General features: G+C 46.6%; 17 protein-coding genes. 9 read left to right on the top strand and 8 right to left on the bottom strand.

The features are described from left to right. Positions 1-475: 475 nt before the first annotated feature. From H3S94_RS10740 to H3S94_RS10705, 8 genes are all read right to left on the bottom strand, one after another. Complete coding sequence (locus tag H3S94_RS10740) at positions 476-1,426, bottom strand: PLP-dependent cysteine synthase family protein (RefSeq protein WP_077993570.1); 951 nt, start codon at positions 1,424-1,426, stop codon at positions 476-478. A 14-nt stretch (positions 1,427-1,440) separates the two neighbouring features. Further along, positions 1,441-2,328, bottom strand: a complete 888-nt coding sequence (locus tag H3S94_RS10735) for an ABC transporter substrate-binding protein (RefSeq protein ID WP_225868194.1) — start codon at positions 2,326-2,328, stop codon at positions 1,441-1,443. Between the two features lie 144 nt (positions 2,329-2,472). Further along, positions 2,473-3,423 carry an ABC transporter substrate-binding protein gene (locus H3S94_RS10730; RefSeq protein ID WP_077993568.1) on the bottom strand — a complete coding sequence of 317 codons (951 nt, stop codon included), beginning with the start codon at positions 3,421-3,423 and terminating at the stop codon, positions 2,473-2,475. Positions 3,424-3,472: 49 nt separating this feature from the next. Beyond that, positions 3,473-5,332 (bottom strand): amino acid ABC transporter permease/ATP-binding protein, encoded by a 1,860-nt coding sequence (locus tag H3S94_RS12060; RefSeq protein WP_077993567.1) that lies wholly within the window; start codon positions 5,330-5,332, stop codon positions 3,473-3,475. A 12-nt stretch (positions 5,333-5,344) separates the two neighbouring features. After that, positions 5,345-5,917 carry a GNAT family N-acetyltransferase gene (locus tag H3S94_RS10720; protein WP_188318040.1) on the bottom strand — a complete coding sequence of 191 codons (573 nt, stop codon included), beginning with the start codon at positions 5,915-5,917 and terminating at the stop codon, positions 5,345-5,347. Between the two features lie 14 nt (positions 5,918-5,931). Beyond that, entirely contained in the window at positions 5,932-6,546 is a 615-nt protein-coding gene (msuE, locus tag H3S94_RS10715; protein WP_077993566.1) for an FMN reductase, read from the bottom strand. Between the two features lie 17 nt (positions 6,547-6,563). After that, positions 6,564-7,895: an LLM class flavin-dependent oxidoreductase gene (locus tag H3S94_RS10710; RefSeq protein ID WP_077993565.1), complete on the bottom strand. Its 1,332-nt coding sequence runs from the start codon at positions 7,893-7,895 to the stop codon at positions 6,564-6,566. Positions 7,896-7,916: 21 nt separating this feature from the next. After that, positions 7,917-8,921, bottom strand: coding sequence for an MsnO8 family LLM class oxidoreductase (locus H3S94_RS10705; protein WP_077993564.1), 1,005 nt, complete (start codon positions 8,919-8,921; stop codon positions 7,917-7,919). Between the two features lie 232 nt (positions 8,922-9,153). Here H3S94_RS10705 and H3S94_RS10700 point away from each other — a divergent pair, with 232 nt between their 5' ends. The 9 genes from H3S94_RS10700 (at position 9,154) to H3S94_RS10660 (ending at position 19,503) form a co-directional block, all read left to right on the top strand. After that, a complete protein-coding gene (locus H3S94_RS10700) occupies positions 9,154-9,498 on the top strand; it encodes a DUF3088 domain-containing protein (protein ID WP_077993563.1) in 345 nt (114 codons plus the stop codon). A 908-nt stretch (positions 9,499-10,406) separates the two neighbouring features. Continuing rightward, positions 10,407-11,180: an acetoin reductase gene (locus H3S94_RS10695; RefSeq protein WP_077993560.1), complete on the top strand. Its 774-nt coding sequence runs from the start codon at positions 10,407-10,409 to the stop codon at positions 11,178-11,180. 1,500 nt (positions 11,181-12,680) lie between these two features. Then, positions 12,681-13,580, top strand: coding sequence for an L-threonate dehydrogenase (ltnD, locus tag H3S94_RS10690; protein WP_198241043.1), 900 nt, complete (start codon positions 12,681-12,683; stop codon positions 13,578-13,580). A 1-nt stretch (position 13,581) separates the two neighbouring features. Then, on the top strand, positions 13,582-14,850 hold the full coding sequence (gene otnK / locus H3S94_RS10685; RefSeq protein WP_198241041.1) for a 3-oxo-tetronate kinase: 1,269 nt from the start codon (positions 13,582-13,584) through the stop codon (positions 14,848-14,850). 4 nt (positions 14,851-14,854) lie between these two features. Further along, positions 14,855-15,634: a 2-oxo-tetronate isomerase gene (gene otnI, locus H3S94_RS10680; protein WP_198241039.1), complete on the top strand. Its 780-nt coding sequence runs from the start codon at positions 14,855-14,857 to the stop codon at positions 15,632-15,634. Between the two features lie 81 nt (positions 15,635-15,715). Next, positions 15,716-16,513 carry a DeoR/GlpR family DNA-binding transcription regulator gene (locus H3S94_RS10675; protein WP_198241104.1) on the top strand — a complete coding sequence of 266 codons (798 nt, stop codon included), beginning with the start codon at positions 15,716-15,718 and terminating at the stop codon, positions 16,511-16,513. After that, entirely contained in the window at positions 16,506-17,468 is a 963-nt protein-coding gene (gene denD, locus H3S94_RS10670) for a D-erythronate dehydrogenase (protein WP_198241037.1), read from the top strand. Before H3S94_RS10675 ends, denD begins: the two co-directional genes overlap by 8 nt. Positions 17,469-17,506: 38 nt before the next feature. Then, positions 17,507-18,142 (top strand): aldolase, encoded by a 636-nt coding sequence (locus H3S94_RS10665; RefSeq protein ID WP_077993550.1) that lies wholly within the window; start codon positions 17,507-17,509, stop codon positions 18,140-18,142. A 59-nt stretch (positions 18,143-18,201) separates the two neighbouring features. Further along, a complete protein-coding gene (locus H3S94_RS10660; protein WP_077993549.1) occupies positions 18,202-19,503 on the top strand; it encodes an MFS transporter in 1,302 nt (433 codons plus the stop codon). The last annotated feature ends 98 nt before the right edge of the window (positions 19,504-19,601 follow it).

Here is a 19,601-nt window from a genome sequence, read left to right as displayed (position 1 = left end):
TTTTTACTCTTTTAAAGAGGGTATGGAGACATGAGCTACTAAAGCCAAGAAGTGCAAAACAAAATAACGGTGACGCATTTCGGCTTGATGTTTTAAAGCTTTCAATATTCGAATTTGGCAAAGGGGTGTGTGCGCCCGATGATGAGTACTTAAAAACACCCGTCAATTTTGCGAAAAAATTGCCCCCGAAATTTTATGAAAAAATTCAAGCATACGGCAATCAAACTTTGAAAAGGCCGATCTTCGTTGAGTTGAAGAAGGGGGGAAGCTGTTCAGCGTCATTCATACCAGCGACATTCATCAACACCAGCAACCCAAGCCTGTTTTTCTGACCTAAGACATTATGTTTTCGACTTTAGAAAAATGTGGTGAACAAACAAAATGGGGCGGGGAAGAAAAGAAAAGTTGAGGTCTCGAAAATATTCTTAAAAAAATTGCAGGCAGAAGTTTATCTGCCCGCAAATATGCAATTGCTTTAGTTCTTTGTTGCAGCACTCAAATAACGTTCGCCACTATCAGGGAAAATTGCCACAATCATTTTGCCCTCATTTTCTTCCCGTTCGGCAAGGCGGGTTGCTGTCCATAAAATGGCAGCGGCTGAAACACCGGGGAATATTCCCTCGGTTGTTAAGAGATCACGTTGAACATTAAGAGCATCCGCGGTGTCGAGTGAAAAAATTTCATCAACCACTTCTGCCGCATAGTTCTTTGGCAGAGACTCTGGCGGCACTTCACTTACCTTGTGCACGCCGTCAATTTCATCGGGATAGGGATTTTCTTCACTCGGAAGCGAGGTTTCTGCCGGTTCTGCAATAACAACTTTGATTTTCGGATTTTTCGATTTCAAATATTTTCCGGTTCCTGACACTGTTCCGCCTGTGCCCATGGCACAGACCAGAATATCCACCTGACCGTCTGTATCTTCCCAGATTTCAGGACCGGTCGAGACAATATGAACCTTCGGATTATCGGGATTGGCCAATTGGTCGATAAAAAAGGCGTCCGGATTTTCCGAAACGATGCGGGCAGCCATTTTTTCCAATGCTTCCGGATCCATAAAAAAAGCATTTTCAACCGGAATCACTTCTGCACCATAAAGCTTGAGAAGTTTTATTTTGTCGGCGCTGATATTATCGCTCACATAGAATTTCGTTGCATAGCCTTTGGCTGCTGCCACAGCGGCAAGCGCAATGCCTGTATTGCCGCTTGTAACATCGACAATGGTATCGCCTTTTTTCAACTTGCCGGATTTTTCCGCTTCATTAATCATATTCAAAGCAGCACGGTCTTTTATACTGCCTGCCGGATTGAGATATTCCAGTTTGGCAATAATACGTGATTTCAAATGATGTTTTTTGCCGTAATGATGAAGCTCGACAAGCGGCGTCTTGCCGATGAGTTCGGTGATATTGTGATGGATTTTCATGAAATAATGCTCCGCTATTCTTCTGCCATGCCTTCGGGATTGTTTTCTGAAACGTTGAGTGCTTCATCTTCCAGATGCCATCTGGCGAGAATTTTTTCATAAGCACCCGACTTTATAAGACCATTGATTGCAATGGTAACAGGTTCTGCAAGGCCGCTTGATTTTCTTGTCACAACCGAAACGTCGGAACGATCCGGCCAACCGGCAATAAGTGTTCCGACTTTGCGCAAATTGTTGTCGCGCAATGCAAAATAGACCAATTGCGCATGCGGGCCGACAATGACATCTGCCCGCCCTGACTGGAGAGCAAGCAGTTTTGCAGCACTATCATCATAGTCCTGAAGCACGATCGGCTTCAGCTTTTCATGAGTAACAATATCATTCCAGCGTAACATGATACGCTCCTGATTGGTACCGCCACTTACAATAACCCGATACCCGGCGAGATCTTCCGGCTTTTCAATTTTTTTGATCGGACTATCACTTTTTACATAAAAGCCGTGAATGCCTTGCCGGTAAGTCGAGAAATCGAACTTTTTTTTGCGCGCTTCGGTCACACCGATATTGGCAAGAACGGCATCATATTTTCCCGATGACAGGCCAAGTGACCAATCAATCCACGGTATGGCTACGAGTTCGAGCTGTTTTCCAAGACTTTCAGCTATTGCCGAAGCAAAATCGACTTCCGAGCCGATGGGCGTTTTTGCGTCGCTAGCATAAAATGATAGAGGCGGGTCACTCGGAGCAACAGCAATTGTCAATTTATCTTTATTGGCAAATTGATAATCTTGCGGAATGGCCTTGATTGCATCTTCATTTTTTTCGACGTGAATACGGCCGTCCTGTTCGGTAGAGGTGTCGAAAAAGGGCATCTGGTCAAGCCCCCATACAGTCATCGTCATTCTGAACAGGATAACGATAACCAATAATGGCAATATAATTTTCGATTTCTTCATTATAGTCATCATGCCGGCATTTGAATGTCGGATTTACCGATAATTTCTGGGGCTATCGGTAAATCCGGGATTGAGGTTTGAATGTTGGTTTTACTGTGCTTTGGGCTTGGGCAAGCCCGGAGGATTGATTTGCGATTGCGAAATCGCTTCTTCCCACAAATTCCAACGTTTCAGGATTTTTTCATATGTCCCGTCGGCGATCATATCATTGATGGAATCCGACACCGGTTTGGCGAGCGGGCTGTTCTTCTGTAAGCCCACAGCAATATCAGCGGTTAATGGCCAGCCGCCATTGATAGTGCCAACCAGCCTTGTTTTTCCGGTTGTGGCAGAAATATAGGACTGTATAGCATTAACGCTGAAAATTGCATCGGCACGGTCACTGTCGAGAGCCAGTGTTTGCAAGGGACGGTCATCATAATATTGAACTTCAACCGGTTTTAAACCGGCTTTTACATTCATATCGTTCCATTGCAAAAGCAGTTTTTCCTGATTTGTACCGGCATCGGTAATCACCCGCAAACCGGCAATATCTTTTGCTTCTTTGACTTCTTTTATGGGGCTCGATTTCTTGACATAGATACCGATAATATCATGACGATAAGTGGCAAAATCGAATTTTTCTTTTCGCTCTTCGGTAACTGTCAAATTGGCGATGACAGCGTCATATTTGCCGCTCGATAGACCCAATGGCCAATCGGCCCAGACAATTTCTATCAATTCCAGTTTTTTGCCCATGCGTTCGGCAAGTGCAGAAGCCAGATCTACATCCAGTCCGATCGGAGTTTTTGCGTCGCTTGCATAATCATGCAAGGGCAAACTGCTATTGGTATTGATTGCGATGGTCAATGTATCTTTTTTGACAAAAGGAATATTGGCAACTTCATCAATACGTTGCTGGCTGGCCGCTATATGCGGGCGACCAGGCTGTTCGGGTGAAAAATCGAGCGGTACTGTTTCAGACCGGGAGAGCTGTGAATAGGCGATGCCAATGACGACAAGCGTTACCTTGGCAAAGGTGTTTTTACTAAAGAAACTCATCAAGAAACCTCTCGGTGTTGGGCAAATAGCCTCATCTGGAAATGTTGGATTATTTGAAAACCTTGTTCAGAAAAGCTTTGGTTCTCTGTTGTTTTGTGTGGTTGAAGACCTCTTCGGGACTTCCTGTTTCAACTATTTTTCCGCTTTCCATGAATACGATCGTATCAGCGACCTCGCGGGCAAACCCGATTTCGTGGGTGACGACGATAAGTGTCGAACCGGTACGGGCCAATTCCTTGATGACATCAAGAACCTCTCCGACAAGTTCCGGATCAAGGGCAGAAGTCGGTTCATCAAAAAGCAGAACTTTGGGGCGCAGCGCCAATGCACGGGCAATGGCGACACGTTGTTGTTGCCCACCGGAAAGCTGGCGGGGATAAACATTGGCTTTGTCTTTCAAGCCGACACGCGACAATAAATCGAGTGCGTCTTCAACGGCTTTTTTATGGGGAAGTTTTTTAACCTGAATCGGGGCTTCGATAATGTTTTCGAGAACAGTCAAATGCGGAAACAAATTGAAATTCTGGAACACCATGGCAATATCGGCGCGTTGTTTCAGAATGTCTTTTTCTTTCAGTTCATAAAGCGTATTTGCTTCTCTGCGATAGCCGATCAATTCGCCGTCGACATCAATAAAGCCGCTATCGACGCGTTCAAGGTGGTTGATTGTTCTAAGCAACGTCGATTTACCTGAACCGGAAGGTCCAAGAATAACAGTTACACTACCTGCCGGCACTGTAAGACTGACATTGTCCAACACTTTGTTGGAGCCGAAATATTTCGACACATTGTGAACATTGACTTCGGCACCATCACCCGAATAAAGATTGCCGAAACCCTGATGTTGGCACTCGTCAAGTGAAAAGGCCTCGCCTTCCGCCAATGCCTCGACTTCATCCTTGAAGGTCAATTTATCGTTCGGCTCTGCGGTTGACGGCGTTTTGAAAAATGACAAATGTCCGGCAAGATTGCGCACACGGCGGCCAATTCGCGAGAAAGCCAGTTCCGAAGGGTTGCGTACCGCGCCTTTTGCATAAATGCTTTCAATATAATATTGGGCGATCGAAAGCACTGTCATAATGACAAGATACCAGACGGTTGCAACCATCAAGAGTGGTATGACTTCGAGATTGCGCCGATAGATAACCTGAACAGTGTAAAATAATTCCGGCAGTGCCAAAACGTAAACCATAGAGGTTCCTTTGGCCAAACCGATAATTTCGTTAAAACCGGTTGGTAAAATCGTGCGCATGGCTTGCGGCAAGACAATGCGCAAGACTTGACGCTTTTTCGATAAGCCGAGCGAAGCGGCGGCTTCATGCTGGCCGTTATCGACAGACAAAATGCCGCCGCGAACGATTTCGGCAAAAAACGCCGATTGGTTGAGTGTCAATCCGATAAAAGCGGCAAGAAAAGGCGTCAACAAAGATACCATCGGGTAATTGACGAGTATTTCGCCATTCAACGGATTGGTGAGGCGGATGCTCTCATAAAGATAGCCCAGATTGTTGAGAATGAGCAAAAGCACAATGAGCGGTACGGAGCGGAGTAACCAGATATAGCTCCATGACAGGCCGGAAAGCAGTGGCGATTTTGAAACACGTGCCAACGCCAGACATGTTCCGAGTAACGAACCGGATATGGTCGCAAGAATGGTCAGCAAAATCGTGCGTCCAAGACCGGCAAGAACCGGTTCGGATAAAAACCATGTCGCGAAAACCGACCATCCCCATTTTTCATTCGTAAGAACCGAATATAGAATGGCTCCGATCACAAGAACAGAAAAGACCGTGCCGAACATTCGTAGCGGGTAACGTGCGGGAACAACTTTGCAATCCGAATATTGTTTTTCTTCAAAGTTGAAATTGGCAGATAGATCGGGGGTGTGAATATCTGTTGTTGATGACATGGTTGCTCCTTTTCAAAGGCTGGTTGGCGACAATGCGCTTTGCGCTTTGACAGGTGAGAAGGAACGCAGCCGGTTATCGCGTTCATTATTGTTTTCGGGGCGTTTATCACTAATGTCTTTTTCAAACGGCAAATGCCGATAGGCTTCCCAGTCGCCGTTCAAATCGAATAGATTGGTATAACCGTTTTTCAAATAGAGATTGACAGCTTCCGGCTGGCGGAAACCGGTTGTGAGATAAAGCCGGCGGTAGCCTTGCTGGTGCGCTTGTAATTCAAGTTTTTCAAGAATAAGTGCGGCAAGCCCTTGACGGCGATAACCGTTATCAATCCAGATACGCTTGAGCTCGGCGGTCGTCTCGTTGTAAAATTTGAAAGCGCCGCCACCAATAGTTGTTTCACCATCAATCAATAACAGGAAATTTCCTTTTGGCGGGGCAAAATCTTCGGCCGGATAGCGGTCAAGCTCGGCTTTTGCGCCTTCCTCATCATAAAAACTACCATAACGGCTGTCATATTCTTCTATCAACGCGGCACGCAGCCGCGCTGATCGAGGGTCTTTCAAACTGGTAAAGACAAAATGTTTCATCGGCGTCTCCTGACTCACGAATTGACCGCAAAGGGCAAAACATCATGCGTCCCGCGTGCCCGTTGGACAGTTGTTTTTTGTTCGGAACTGTGCGCTGTCTCCGCTTTGATGAAGGGGATGAATTGGTCTACCGCTTTATCAATGCGGGCGATCAGATCTGGCGATTGTATTTCATTATCCTGCCCGAAATCGCGTGCAGCGGCATAAATTGCTGTTGGCAGACTATGCGCCATGAAGAAACCGAAAAGCGGACGCAATTGATGTTCGACCATCAATGCGTGTCGGTCACCGCCGCCGGTTGCAGAAAGCAGCACAGGTTTTCCATAAAGTCGTTCAGGCTCGATGAGATCAATGAAATGTTTGAACAATCCCGGATAACTTCCTTTATAGACGGGACTGCCGATAATAAGCGCATCTGCCGATGTCAGTTCTTCGATAATCCGTTGGCCATTCGGTTCGAGTTTATCGGCACGCTGGGCAAGTCCCAGCGTGGTTCCGACATCGAGAAGATCATAGCTCACAACCTCTATGCCGAATTTTTTGGCCACCTTTTTGCCGATATGATTGACAAGAGCGGTGGTTTTTGAAGGCCGATTGAAACTGCCGGATAAAGCGATCACTTTGCTCATTTTTTGTCCTTTCGATTTCAAGCAGCAACAATTTGCTCATTTTCTGCGTAACGGTTCGAGGGAATGGCAAGGCCAAGATTTTCACGCAATGTGTTGTGATGGAGCTTGCGATCAAAATAGCCACGTTCTTCAAGGCGAGGCAGGATTTCGGAAGAAAAGTCGTCAAAGCCTTGGCCGCTCACCTGCATGGTGAGAATAAAGCCGTCGGCTGCACCGTTATCGAACCATTCGATGATACGGTTTGTGACGTCGTCATAGCTGCCGATAAAATCGCCATGTTGTGTGGTTTCATTCAATGCCACTTCACGCAAAGTCAGGCCTTGTTCACGAGCTTCCTGTTTGATGCGGTCGCTTGTCGAGCGGAAACTGTTTTTGCCGATGTCACCGATTTCGGGGAAGGGCTTGTCAAGGTCATATTGGGTAAAATCATGATGGTCGAAATAACGGCCAAGATAGGCAAGCGCGTCCTCGATATTGACGAGATTGCGAATAACCCTGAACTTTTCTTCCGCTTCTTCTTTGGTGCGGCCGACAATCGGATTGATGCCGGGTAAAATCTTCACATCATTGAGCGAGCGACCATGTGCAACCGCTCCGTCCTTGACGCGCTTGGCATAGTTTTTTGCCCCTTCAATATCTTTGATATGGGTAAAGACCGCTTCGGCATATTTGGAAGCGAAATGAATGCCGGAGTCGGATGCACCAGCCTGGAAAATGACCGGTTCGCCCTGACGGGAACGCTGGATATTGAGCGGCCCTTCAACCGAGAAAAACTTGCCGTGATGGTTGACGCGGTGCATTTTTTTCGGGTCGAAAAACTGGCCGGTTTCGCGGTTGCGAATAAACGCATCTTCTTCCCATGAAGACCATAATCCTTTCACCACGTCGATATATTCGCTGGCGATTTCATAACGCAATGTATGATCGGGATGGGGGCGGCCATAATTTTTGGCGGTTCCTTCAAGCGGGGTTGTCACAATATTCCATGCAGCCCGCCCGCCACTTAAAAGGTCAAGCGAGGCAAATTGGCGTGCAACCGTGAACGGGTCGCTGTATGAGGTTGAAACTGTGCCACCAAGGCCGATTTTCGACGTATGCGCCGCAAGAAACGATAGAAGAGTGAGCGGTTCAAAACGGTTCAGAAAATGCGGGATCGATTTTTCATTGATGTAAAGCCCGTCAGCAACAAAAACGAAGGCTAGCCCTTCGGCTTCGGCGCGTTTTGCGAGATTGACATTGTAAGCAATGTTGACACTTGCATCTGTCGGAACAGAAGGGTGGCGCCACGAATTCATATGGCCACCTGCACCATGAAGCATGAGACCGAAATTGATTTTGTTATGCGTCATCTTAAATCTCCTCGATAAGGTTCAGGCGGCAATTTTTTCTTGCTCGAAAGCAAGTGCGCCAATTGCATCAATACGTTCTTCAACACTGGTTGCAGGCAGTTCGAGCATAAATTCTCCTATACCGAATTGGTGATGAAGGATTTGAAGCTCTTTGTTGACTGTTGCTGCCGTACCGGCAATGATTTGTGTGCGATGTTGTTCGATCGTGTAATCGGAACGACCGGAAAGACGACCGAAATCTTCTGCTGCTTCCAAAGTGGTCAGCGAAAAAGTTTTGCCATCGGAAAAATGGATTTTGTAAATCGAAATTTCATTGGCGCGCTCTTTTGCACGTTTGTCGGATTTGTCAATAATGGCTGCAAGTGCCAATTGCGGCACACCGCCCGATGTTGCACGCCGATAGGCGGAAACTGTATTCTTCAGTTTTTCTTCGCTTCCGTTCAGATGTCCGGCATAGCTGAACTGCCAGCCGAGACGTGCTGCCAATTTCGCACTCTCGACACTTGCGCCAAGCAGGAAAGTACTTGCGCGAACTTCCGGTTTGGGTGTTGCTGCCAATCCTGCAAAACGGCCTTCCTTTATTTCTTCGCCGCCCAGAAGCTTATCGAGAAGTTCCAGCTTTTCTTCAAAGCCGATGCGTTTTTCATCCGAAAATTCGGCTTGCAGTGCTGCTGTTGTATGCGGCAAACCACCCGGTGTTTTGCCGATTCCGAGGTCAACACGTCCCGGTTCGATAGCCGAAAGCACATTGAATATTTCTGCTATTTTGTAGGGGCTATAATGCTGTAACATGACCCCGCCCGAACCGATACGGATTTTGCTTGTTGCTGCCAACAGATAGGCAACCAGTATTTCAGGCGCACTCGATGCAAATTCTTTTGAGTGATGATGTTCGGCAACCCAGAACCGGCGAAAACCGGCTTTTTCTGCTGCACGTGCTGTTTCTACTGCGTTTTTCAAGGCTTGACCCGCATTGCGGTTGATTTCAAGCGGGCATTTATCCAAAAGGCTCAAGTCATAAACCATTATCTATTCTCCTGCCGGTTAACGGTTTTTATGTCCTTTCCCTCCGGACACCGTTTCGTGTTTTATAATCGGCGGAGATTTTGTATTTTGATAGCCCATCCATTCTATAGATTCGGATATTCTTGAAAAACATTTCTTGCTTTTATCGATTATTTAAATTTCGATGGTAATGAAACGGCAAATTAAAGTCGTATAAGTCGAAGAACCGAAATTTTTCTCATGCGAGGTAATTATGACCAAAGATATTCTGTTTTTATTGCCAAAATCGTTTACTGACGCAAACCACCCCGATAAATTGTTTTATTGTCCGCACTGCCTGCCGATCGAAGGGGCACTTGCTTCTTTTAAAGACCAGCTCCACGATCTTGATGTGCGTCATGAAGAATTTCCGCGTCCGCGCCAAAATGTTATTGCCCTTGCGGGTGAAGACAACCAGTCATTGCCACTTCTCGTTTTAGGCAAAGGGCGTACAACCAGCCATAAGACCGGTGAATATAACGGTCGTCAGCTTGTTGCCGGTTCTGCGCCGATATTGGCAGCATTGGCGGAGCTTTATGGTATTCCTGTGAGCCATTAGAATAGACGCGGTTTTTAAGTGGCAAACAGGCGGAAAACAGATTGCAATATTTGAAAATTCGCCTGTTTATCCAACCCGCAACGCTAAAGCTCATAATATTTGCGATATGATAACGACAGCTATCCGATCATAATAGTAAAAGATCATAATGGTAAAAGTGGCAATTTTCATTTCGTCGATTGCCGCTTTTTCCCGAAAAACATGCCGGTTAAATTCTATCAGCAATAATAAACAGAACTTGTCGCGTCGAGCTTCTTTCCATTCCTGTCAATCAAATCACGGTTTCCCGCCTTGTGCCGGTCAAACGGCCAAGAAACAACTGTTAAAGAACAATGGCGTTAAAGAATAATGGCGTTTTTTTGCCGCTTGTCGGGATAAGACTTGCCTGCCAAATGATTTTCTAAAAAAGTGATGTAGTTGTCCATTTACCGAATATATCAGGAATTATGAGTGGCCGGAATCTATTCAAACGGACGCAATATGGCGGTTACGACAGACTCATGATTTTAGCCTTGGACTTCCGGTAATTCCGATAAACATGCGTCAGATCAAAAACGGTGTTCGGGCGGTGACAAAACAATTGGCCGGACAGTTAAAAAAATAACAAAGGGGAAAAGAAAACGACATTCACTACTTTGCTTCAGACGAAGTTTATGATATGTATTTGGTGTTTTCGTTTTTTAACGAATATTATTCTAACATATCAATGAACTTGCAGTCTTACTTCATGAGCAAGCAAATTTTTTTATTGAGTAAAAACTATTTTCATCTGAAATATTGGTTTTTTTACCGCCTTATTTTTGCCTCTTGTTTTGTTTCATTATGGACATTAACTGCAATTATGGACATTGATCCGAATTGTGGACATTAACCCGAAAAGACACTTCTATTGAAAAGGGAGAACTTTCATGACCAATAAAGTTGCTGTAGTCACAGGTTCCGGACAGGGAATTGGCCGCGCTATTGCTTTGCATCTGGCAAAAGACGGTTTCAATATCGGTCTTGTCGACGTTAAAAAAGACAAGATTGCTGCTGTCGCCAAGGAAATCGAAGCTTTGGGGCAAAAAGCCACAACCATCACCGGTGATATTTCTGTACGTGAAGAAGTCTATGGTGCGATCGAACAGGCCGAAAAAGACCTCGGCGGTTTTGATGTGATGGTCAACAATGCCGGTATTGCACAGGTCAATGCTTTGGCCGATGTAACGCCTGAAGAAGTCGAGAAAATTTTCAAGATCAATGTTCAAGGCGCATTGTGGGGTATTCAGGCTGCTGCCAAGAAATTCATTGCCAGAAAGCAAAAAGGCAAGATTGTCAGTGCTTGTTCTATCGCCGGACAGGAAGGTTATGCAATGCTCGGCATTTATTCGGCAACAAAGTTTGCCGTACGCGCTTTGACACAGGCTGCCGCAAAGGAATATGCTTCCCAAGGGATTACAGTCAATGCCTATTGCCCGGGTGTTGTGGGAACAGATATGTGGGTGGAAATTGACAAACGCTTCCATGAAACCACAGGTGCACCGCTCGGTGAAACCTATAAGAAATTTGTCGGCGGTATTGCGCTTGGCCGCGCCGAAACACCTGACGATGTGGCAAATCTCGTTTCGTTCCTTGCAAGTCCTGCTTCCGATTACATAACCGGCCAATCCATTTTGACCGATGGCGGTATGGTTTATCGTTGATAAGTTTTCAACAATTCAAACGTGTGAAAAAGCCGGCAATTTTGTCGGCTTTTTTATCGGATTGGTTTGTTATTCAAATAGCGGCAAGGCTGGAAACAATAATCCGGAAAACATGTATTTTTCGACTATGTTATTTTATGAAATTTTTTATGAGTTGAAGTGACGCTTTTGCTTGACCAATTTTGGATGGTTGATTTGCACTAGATTAAACGATCGGAATTGGCCGGAAATTTATGGAAAGCCGGACAAAAGACGAATATCAAAACCCGTTCAACCGGATTGCTTTTTCACAGAAAATCATTGGAACAAAACGGTAAAGTGGCTCTTGTTCTTTGCTGACATCCTCACCTACTTCGACTTTGATGATAGCGTTATAGTTGATAGCTTTACAGCTTTACCGCCCTTATATCATTTTCTTCACGTGTCATATTTTTCACATGTCATTTTCGTCGCATGACATTTTCGTCGCATGACAATTTCTTTTGGCGGTCAAACCAAGGATCCATATGTGAAATTCCCCCTATTTAAAATCGCCATGGTGACCATGGAAACGCAGCGATAGTGCCGTGAGGCAGATTGCGATAGCGCTTTGCGGCGGTCGCTTGAACACTTTCGGGAGTGTTGCGCTGGTGCTTTTCGGCTCACGGCGAAAGTGTACCACGGCTTGCCGGAAGTGCAGCGTGCGGGAGGTGGTGACAGTACATCATAACACACTGTGATAGTGCTCTGGGCAATTGCTGGAATCGCATTCAGGAATGCTATGTTAGTGCTTTACGGCGGACAGCGAAAATGCGTCATGGCGTGCCGGAAGTGCAGCGTGCGGCAAGTGGTGACAGTGTGTCGCAACATGCTGTGATAGTGCCTTGGGCAATTGCTGGAATTGCATTCAGGAATGCTATGTTAGTGCTTTGCAGCGGACAGCCAAAATGCATCGGGGCGTGCCGGAAGTGCAGCGTGCGGAAAGTGGTGACAGTGTGTCGCAACATACTGTGATAGTGCCTTGGGCAATTGCTGGAATCGCATTCAGGAATGCTATGTTAGTGCTTTACGGCGGACAGCGAAAATGCGTCATGGCGTGCCGGAAGTGCAGCGTGCGGGAGGTGGTGTCAGTACATCATAACTCACTGCGATAGTGCCTTGGGCAATCGCTGGAAGCGCATTCAGGAATGTTATGTCAGTGCTTTACGGTGGACAGCGAAAATGCATCGGGGCTTGGCGGATCGGCTGCTTATGGCAGGCGCAAAACTGCATCGGGTTTTGGCTCCGGAAATATATTTCCTGAACATTTCCACGTTCATGTCAAAGCCCTTTTAGCCCCCCAAAAAATTCCCGCTTCTACGTCACTTCATAACAAACTCTCTATACATATTGGCCGTTTACTATCAAAAAATAACATAAAATAACATTATTTTATCATTTATTTGTTATTTTTTGTTAAAATATGTTGAAAAATGTTTTTTTACTGTTTAGTTTGCGGATAGATGGAAAAGGGAGGCAGTGATGCCGGAAAAATATAGTGTCTGTGTTGTAGGGCTTGGATCAATGGGGATGGGGGTTGCACGTTCCTGTATCAAGGCAGGCCTTGTCACCTATGGTGTTGACCTTGATTTGGCAAAATGTCGTGAACTTGTCGAAGCCGGTGCAGCAGGTGCAGGTGCAGGCTGCGAGCAAGCTGGCGAACTTGACGCATTGGTTCTTCTGGTTGTCAATGCCAAGCAATGTAAAGCGGTTTTGTTTGGCGAAAACGGTTTGGCTGATCGTTTGAAACCCGGTACAGTGGTTATGGTTTCTTCCACGATTTCGGCAAATGACGCGAAAGAAATAGCCGGTAAGCTTGAACAAAAGAAGCTTAATGTTCTGGATGCTCCGGTTTCCGGCGGTGCAGTCAAAGCAAATGCGGGCGATATAACCGTTATGGCAGCAGGAAAAATTGAAGCTTTTGACAGGCTTGCCCCCGTTCTGGATGCTGTTGCCAGCAAAGTTTATAATATTGGCGAAGAAATCGGGCTGGGTTCGACAGTCAAGATTATTCACCAATTATTGGCCGGTGTTCATATTGCCGCCGGTGCTGAAGCAATGGCGCTTGCTGCCCGTGCCAATATTCCTCTTGATGTCATGTATGATGTGGTCACCCATGCAGCCGGAAATAGCTGGATGTTTGAAAATCGCATGAAGCATGTGGTTGATGGTGATTATTCACCAAAATCGGCTGTTGATATTTTTGTCAAAGATCTTGGGCTCGTTAATCAAACCGGTTTGGCTTTGAATTTTCCTCTCCCGCTTGCGGCCACTGCCTATACGATGTTTGCCAATGCTTCAAATGCCGGTTTTGGCAAGCTTGATGACTCGGCCGTTATCAAAACATTTTCAGGCATAAAATTGCCGGGTCAGGATGCTTGAAATGAAACTTGGAGTCATTGCCGACGATTTTACCGGAGCAACGGATATTGCAGGATTTCTTGTCAAAAACGGTTTGAAAACCGTGCAATTGAATGGCGTTCCGCGTGAGGGTGTCAACGTTGATGCCGATGCGGTTGTTGTCAGTCTGAAAAGCCGTTCCTGCGCGCCTGAAAAGGCAGTTCACGATAGCCTTGCGGCATTGCAATGGTTGAAAAATCACCACAGTGAACAGTTTTTCTTCAAATATTGTTCAACCTTCGACAGCACTTCCAAAGGGAATATCGGGCCGGTCACGGATGCTCTGCTTGATGCTTTGGGCGAGGATTTTACTGTTATTTGTCCGGTTCTTCCGGTGAACGGACGCACCATTTATTGCGGTTATCTTTTCGTGAATGGAGTGCCTTTGAGCGAATCGGGAATGCGCCATCATCCGGTAACGCCAATGACAGATTCCAATATTATGCGGGTGATGGAAGCACAATCCGAAGGGCGTTGCGGCAATGTTCCAAGCCAAATTATTGATAAAGGCATTGCGGCGGTTAAAAATTGTTTGCAACAATTGCGCCAGAACGGTTTTCGTTATGCTGTTCTGGATGCACTCAATGACAAACATATCGAAATATTGGGAAAGGCCGTTGCCGATATGAAGTTTGTTACCGGCGGTTCCGGCCTTGCCGACGGTATGGCGCGCGCCTGGACAGATTTGCATGGTGATGTCGAACAGGCAGAAGCGGCCGGTCAACCCTTGGAAGGGGCGACGGTGGTTCTTTCCGGTTCCTGTTCGCAAATGACAAATGCGCAAGTTGCAAAATATAAAGAGATGGCGCCTGCATTGGCTGTAGACGTTGGCCGCGCGGTGAGCGACGCGAATTATTTTTCGGAACTCGTCGAATGGGTAAAGCAAAACAGCAACCAGAAATATGCGCCATTGATTTATGCGACAGTAATGCCGGAAGAGCTTTCCAATACGCAAGCAAGCTTTGGAGCAGAAACGGCAAGTCAGGCCATTGAAATGCTTTTTGCAAAAATTGCCAAAACATTGGAAAGCCAGGGCTATCGGCGTTTTATCATTGCAGGTGGCGAAACATCGGGTGCGGTTACTCAGGCGCTTGCGATTGAAGGGTTTAAAATCGGGCCGCAAATTGCCCCCGGTGTGCCGTGGGTCAGAAGTATCGGCAAGTCGCTTTCACTGGCATTGAAGTCAGGCAATTTCGGTGATGAAGATTTTTTCTTTGTCGCCCAACAGATGAAGACGGTTAAAGGGGAGTAATATTATGCCGCGTTTTGCTGCCAATCTTTCTATGATGTTCACCGATGTTCCTTTTATTGAACGTTTTGGCCGTGCCGCCAAAGCCGGATTTGAAGCGGTGGAATTTTTGTTTCCTTATGATTTTGCGCCTGAAAAGGTTGCGGAAGAACTTAAGAAAAACGATTTGAAACAGGCCTTGTTCAACATGCCGGCAGGAAAATGGGATGAAGGCGAACGTGGCATGGCGGCCATTCCCGGACGTGAAAAAGAATTTCGCGACAATGTGGATAAGGCTTTGGAATATGCTTTGGCATTGGATTGCAAATGTCTTCACGCTATGGCGGGTGTGGTGAACGGGCTTGATCGCAATGAATGCGAAAAAACATTTATCGAGAATTTCCGTTATGCGGCAGACAAAGTCGCACCGCATGGAATTACTGTTTTGACGGAGCCGATAAATACCCGCAACATGCCCGGTTATTTCGTCAATCACCAGCTTGATGGCGTAAGGTTGATGGAAGAGGTGGGGCGCAAAAATGTTGCTGTCCAGTTCGACCTTTACCATGCGCAAATTATGGATGGCGATTTAACGCGATTGACAGAAAAAATGGCGGGTAAATTTGCCCATGTGCAGGTGGCTTCTGTGCCGGATCGCCATGAACCGGATGAAGGCGAACTGAATTTTCCCTACCTTTTCGACGTGCTTGATCGGGTGGGATACAAAGGTTTTATCGGTTGCGAATATAATCCGCGCGGCAAAACCGAAGATGGTTTGGGCTGGTTCCAGCCTTATAGCAGAAAATAATCCTTATAGCTGGAAGTCGTCCCGATAGCTGGAAGCAGTCCAGCTAGAAGAAAGTAATCCCGATAACAGGAAGTAGTGATTGTGATACCCGCAGAACGTCAGGCCCTGATTATTCAACATTTGTCGCAACGACATGTCTTGTCGATTGCCGAAATTGCCGACATGTTGGGCGTTTCGCAAATGACTGTCCGGCGGGATATAAGGGCACTTGAAGATCAGGGGCGGGCACTTTCTGTTGCCGGTGGTGTAGAATTGCCGGAGCGCATCTCGCGAGAGCCTTCACATATTGCAAAACGCGCCATGGCGCATAACCAAAAAGTAGCGCTTGGCAGATTTGCCGCAAGCTTTGTAAAGCCCGGACATGTTGTCTATCTTGATGCCGGCACAACAATGTTGGAACTGGCGCGGCAATTGGCAAACATTCCCGACATTATCGTTGTAACCAATGATTTTGTTATAGCAAGTTTTTTAAGTGAGGAAAGCACATGCCGCCTTTATCATACAGGCGGGGAGGTCGAGCGTGAAAACCAGTCCTGTGTGGGAACTTCGGCAGGGCTGACCATTCGCCAGTTCAATTTCGATATAGGTTTTATTTCAACCTCATCATTCGGCACGCGCGGTATCTCGACACCGCAAGAAAATAAAATTCCGGTCAAGCGTGCAGTCGTCGAGAGGTCTTCCCGCCGCATATTGGTAACCGATAGCAGCAAATACGGTCTGGTGGGGACATTCAATGCCATTCCGCTTGAAGCGTTGAATATGGTTATCACCGACGATGGTCTTCCGCAAAATGCACAGGATGCCATTACCGAAAGGGGTATCGAGCTGCGTCTCGTATCCTATGAAGAAAATCCGACAGAGGGGCAAAATCATGGGTAAGATTATTGTAACCGGTGGTGCCGGTTTTCTGGGCAGCCGGCTGATTGCAAATTTACTGAAGGAGCAAGGAAATAAAAGCTTTCCTGCTTTCAAGGAAATTGTTTCTGTCGATCTTGCCGATTGTCCGGTTAAAGATGACCGTGTGAAATCGGTAAGAGGCGATATAGCCAATCCCGACTTTGCCGAAAAAATTGTGACCGCAGACACGGTTGCAATCTATCATATGGCTGCGGTTTTGAGTGGACAATCGGAAGCCGAATTCGACACCGGTATGCGGGTTAATGTCGACGGAACCCGCGCGCTTCTCGAAGCGGCGCGCAAAACCGGAAAAAAACCGTTTTTTATTTACACCTCTTCGCTTGCGGTCTTCGGCGGCCCGATGCCCGATGTCGTACCCGAAGATCTCGCTTTGATGCCGCAATCTTCTTATGGTGCGGAAAAGGCAATCGGAGAATTGCTGGTTTGTGAATATAGCCGCAAAGGATTTGTTGATGGTCGTGTCTGCCGTTTGCCAACAATTGTGGTGCGTCCGGGCAAGCCGAATTCTGCTGCGTCGTCTTTTGCAAGCGGCATTATCCGCGAGCCGCTTTCGGGGATCAAATCGAACAATCCTGTACCGGCATCGACCTTGATGTGGCTTTCATCACCCGATGTTGTGGTCAAAAACCTCACCCATGCTTTGACTGTCGGCGAGCAGAAATTGGGGTTGAAGCGTGTTCTTAACCTGCCCGGATTATGCGTCAGCGTTGATGAAATGCTAGAAAGTCTCGAACGTGTCGCCGGACATGAAACGCGCATGCTTGTGAGTGAACATCCCGAACAGCGTATTATTGATATTGTGTGTTCATGGCCGGGTAATTTCGATGTTTCGCGCCCGCTTTCGTTGGGCTTCATTCGCGACCGCGATTTCGACAGTATCATTCGCCAATATCGGGATGAATTTGTCACCCGATAACGTTGCTTGGAACACTCATAGAAAACGAGGTAGAAATAATGACAGAACAGGAAACCCGCGAGCTTCTTGTTGAACTTGGCGCAAGTCTTTTCCAGCGCGGTTTCAGCGTTGGTAGTGCCGGCAATATTTCTGTGCGACTTGAAGACGGTTATCTCATGACCCCGACCAATTCATCATTGGGAAGGCTTGATAGTAAAACATTGAGCAAGCTCGATCAGAATTGGAACCATATTTCGGGTGATCGCCCTTCCAAAGAAGTGTTCATGCACCGCGCTTTTTTCAGAGCGCGTCCGCAAATAGGCGCAGTCGTTCACCTTCATTCAACATATGCAACGGCTATCAGTTGTATGCCGACAGGGCGCGAAGACCATCCGATTACGCCTTATACGCCTTATTTTGTCATGCGTATCGGCAACAGATTACCCGTTATTCGTTATTACCGGCCGGGTAACAGCGAGATGGAAGAAGAAATATTTGAACAGGCAAAGACAGCTACCGCACTTTTGTTGGCCAACCACGGATCAGTGGTTTCGGCAAAAACACTTGTCGATGCGGTCAATGCTGCCGAAGAGCTTGAAGAGTCAGCCCATCTTGCTTTGATGCTGCAAGATAAACCGGCACGGGCACTCGATAGTGACCAGATTGAAGACTTATTGAGCACATTCAAACAGTAACAAACAGGTAAATCACAGAAAATATGAACCAATAGCGAACATCTACGGGAGGGTTGTCTATGGACACATTGGGTTCACTACAGGAAATTGATCGAAGCAATGAAGATTTTACTTATCGTAAAATTGCATTCCGGATCGTTCCCATTCTCATGATCTGTTATATTGTTGCTTATCTTGATCGTGTGAATGTCGGATTTGCAAAACTACAAATGGAAGTTGATCTCGGCTTTAGCGAAACGGTTTACGGTTTCGGAGCCGGGCTTTTTTTTATCGGGTATTTTTTCTTCGAGGTTCCGAGCAATATTCTGTTGCATAAAGTCGGTGCGCGGTTATGGATTGCCCGTATTTTGATTACCTGGGGAATTTTGTCGGGAATTTTTGCATTCGTGCAAAATGAATGGCAATTTTACAGTTTGCGGTTCCTGTTGGGTGTTGCCGAGGCGGGGTTTTATCCGGGGGTTATTCTCTATCTTACCTATTGGTTCCCTTCCCATCGACGGGCAAAGATGTTCGCAATATTCCAGGCCGGTAGCCCTGCTGCCGGAATATTCGGAAATCCGCTTTCCGGCTGGATCATGAACACATTCCATTCTGTCGATTCCTGGCATGGCTGGCAGTGGATGTTCGTGCTTGAAGCAATTCCTGCTGTTGTTTTGGGCGTTATTGTTCTGCTTTATCTCGATAATAGTGTGAGCGGTGCAAAATGGCTTGACGCCAATGAAAAAGCGATGGTTTCGCAAGATATAGAAGCCGATCATGCAGCGGCAGCCTCGACACATTCATTTACCGGACTTATCAGAAATCCCATGGTCTGGCTTATGTCATTCATTTATTTCTGTTTTGTGATGGGGCAATATGGGTTAACCCTGTGGTTACCGACATTGATTAAAGCATCCGGCGTAGAAGATAATCTGATAATCGGCCTTCTTGGCGCTATTCCTTTTATCTGTGCAATTATTGCCATGGTTTTGTTCTCGCGCAGTGCCGATAAACATCGCGAGCGGCGCTGGCATCTTGTCGTGCCGGCATTGATGGGCGCTTTCGGTTTTATCATTGCAGCAACCGCCACAAGCACGACAGTGTCTATTATTTTTCTGTCTTTTGCGACTGCTGGCGTTTTGTCATGTGCACCGCTTTTCTGGTCGTTGCCGACAGCCATTCTCAGCGGTTCTGCCGCAGCGGCGGGAATTGCAATCATCAATTCGATTGCCAATCTCGCCGGTTTTGCAAGCCCGTGGATGGTTGGCGCTTTGCTTGATCTCACCCATTCTCCGGCTATCGGAATGTATGTTCTTGCAGGTTTTCTGGTTGTGGGGGCTGCGATCGTGCTTTCAATATCGGCTGAAAGAGTAAACCGGTAAAATAACCATAGAGGCAAACCGCTTCGATCTTATGAAGCGGTTTGCCTGTTAGCATAATCGACAACAAAAATATTATTTGAACATGATTATTTTAGTTA

It is taken from the genome of Bartonella sp. B10834G3 (genome assembly GCF_016102505.1).
Classification (GTDB): domain Bacteria; phylum Pseudomonadota; class Alphaproteobacteria; order Rhizobiales; family Rhizobiaceae; genus Bartonella; species Bartonella choladocola.
Note: the sequence above shows the minus strand (reverse complement) of the source record. Positions and strands in the feature narration are given on the sequence as shown.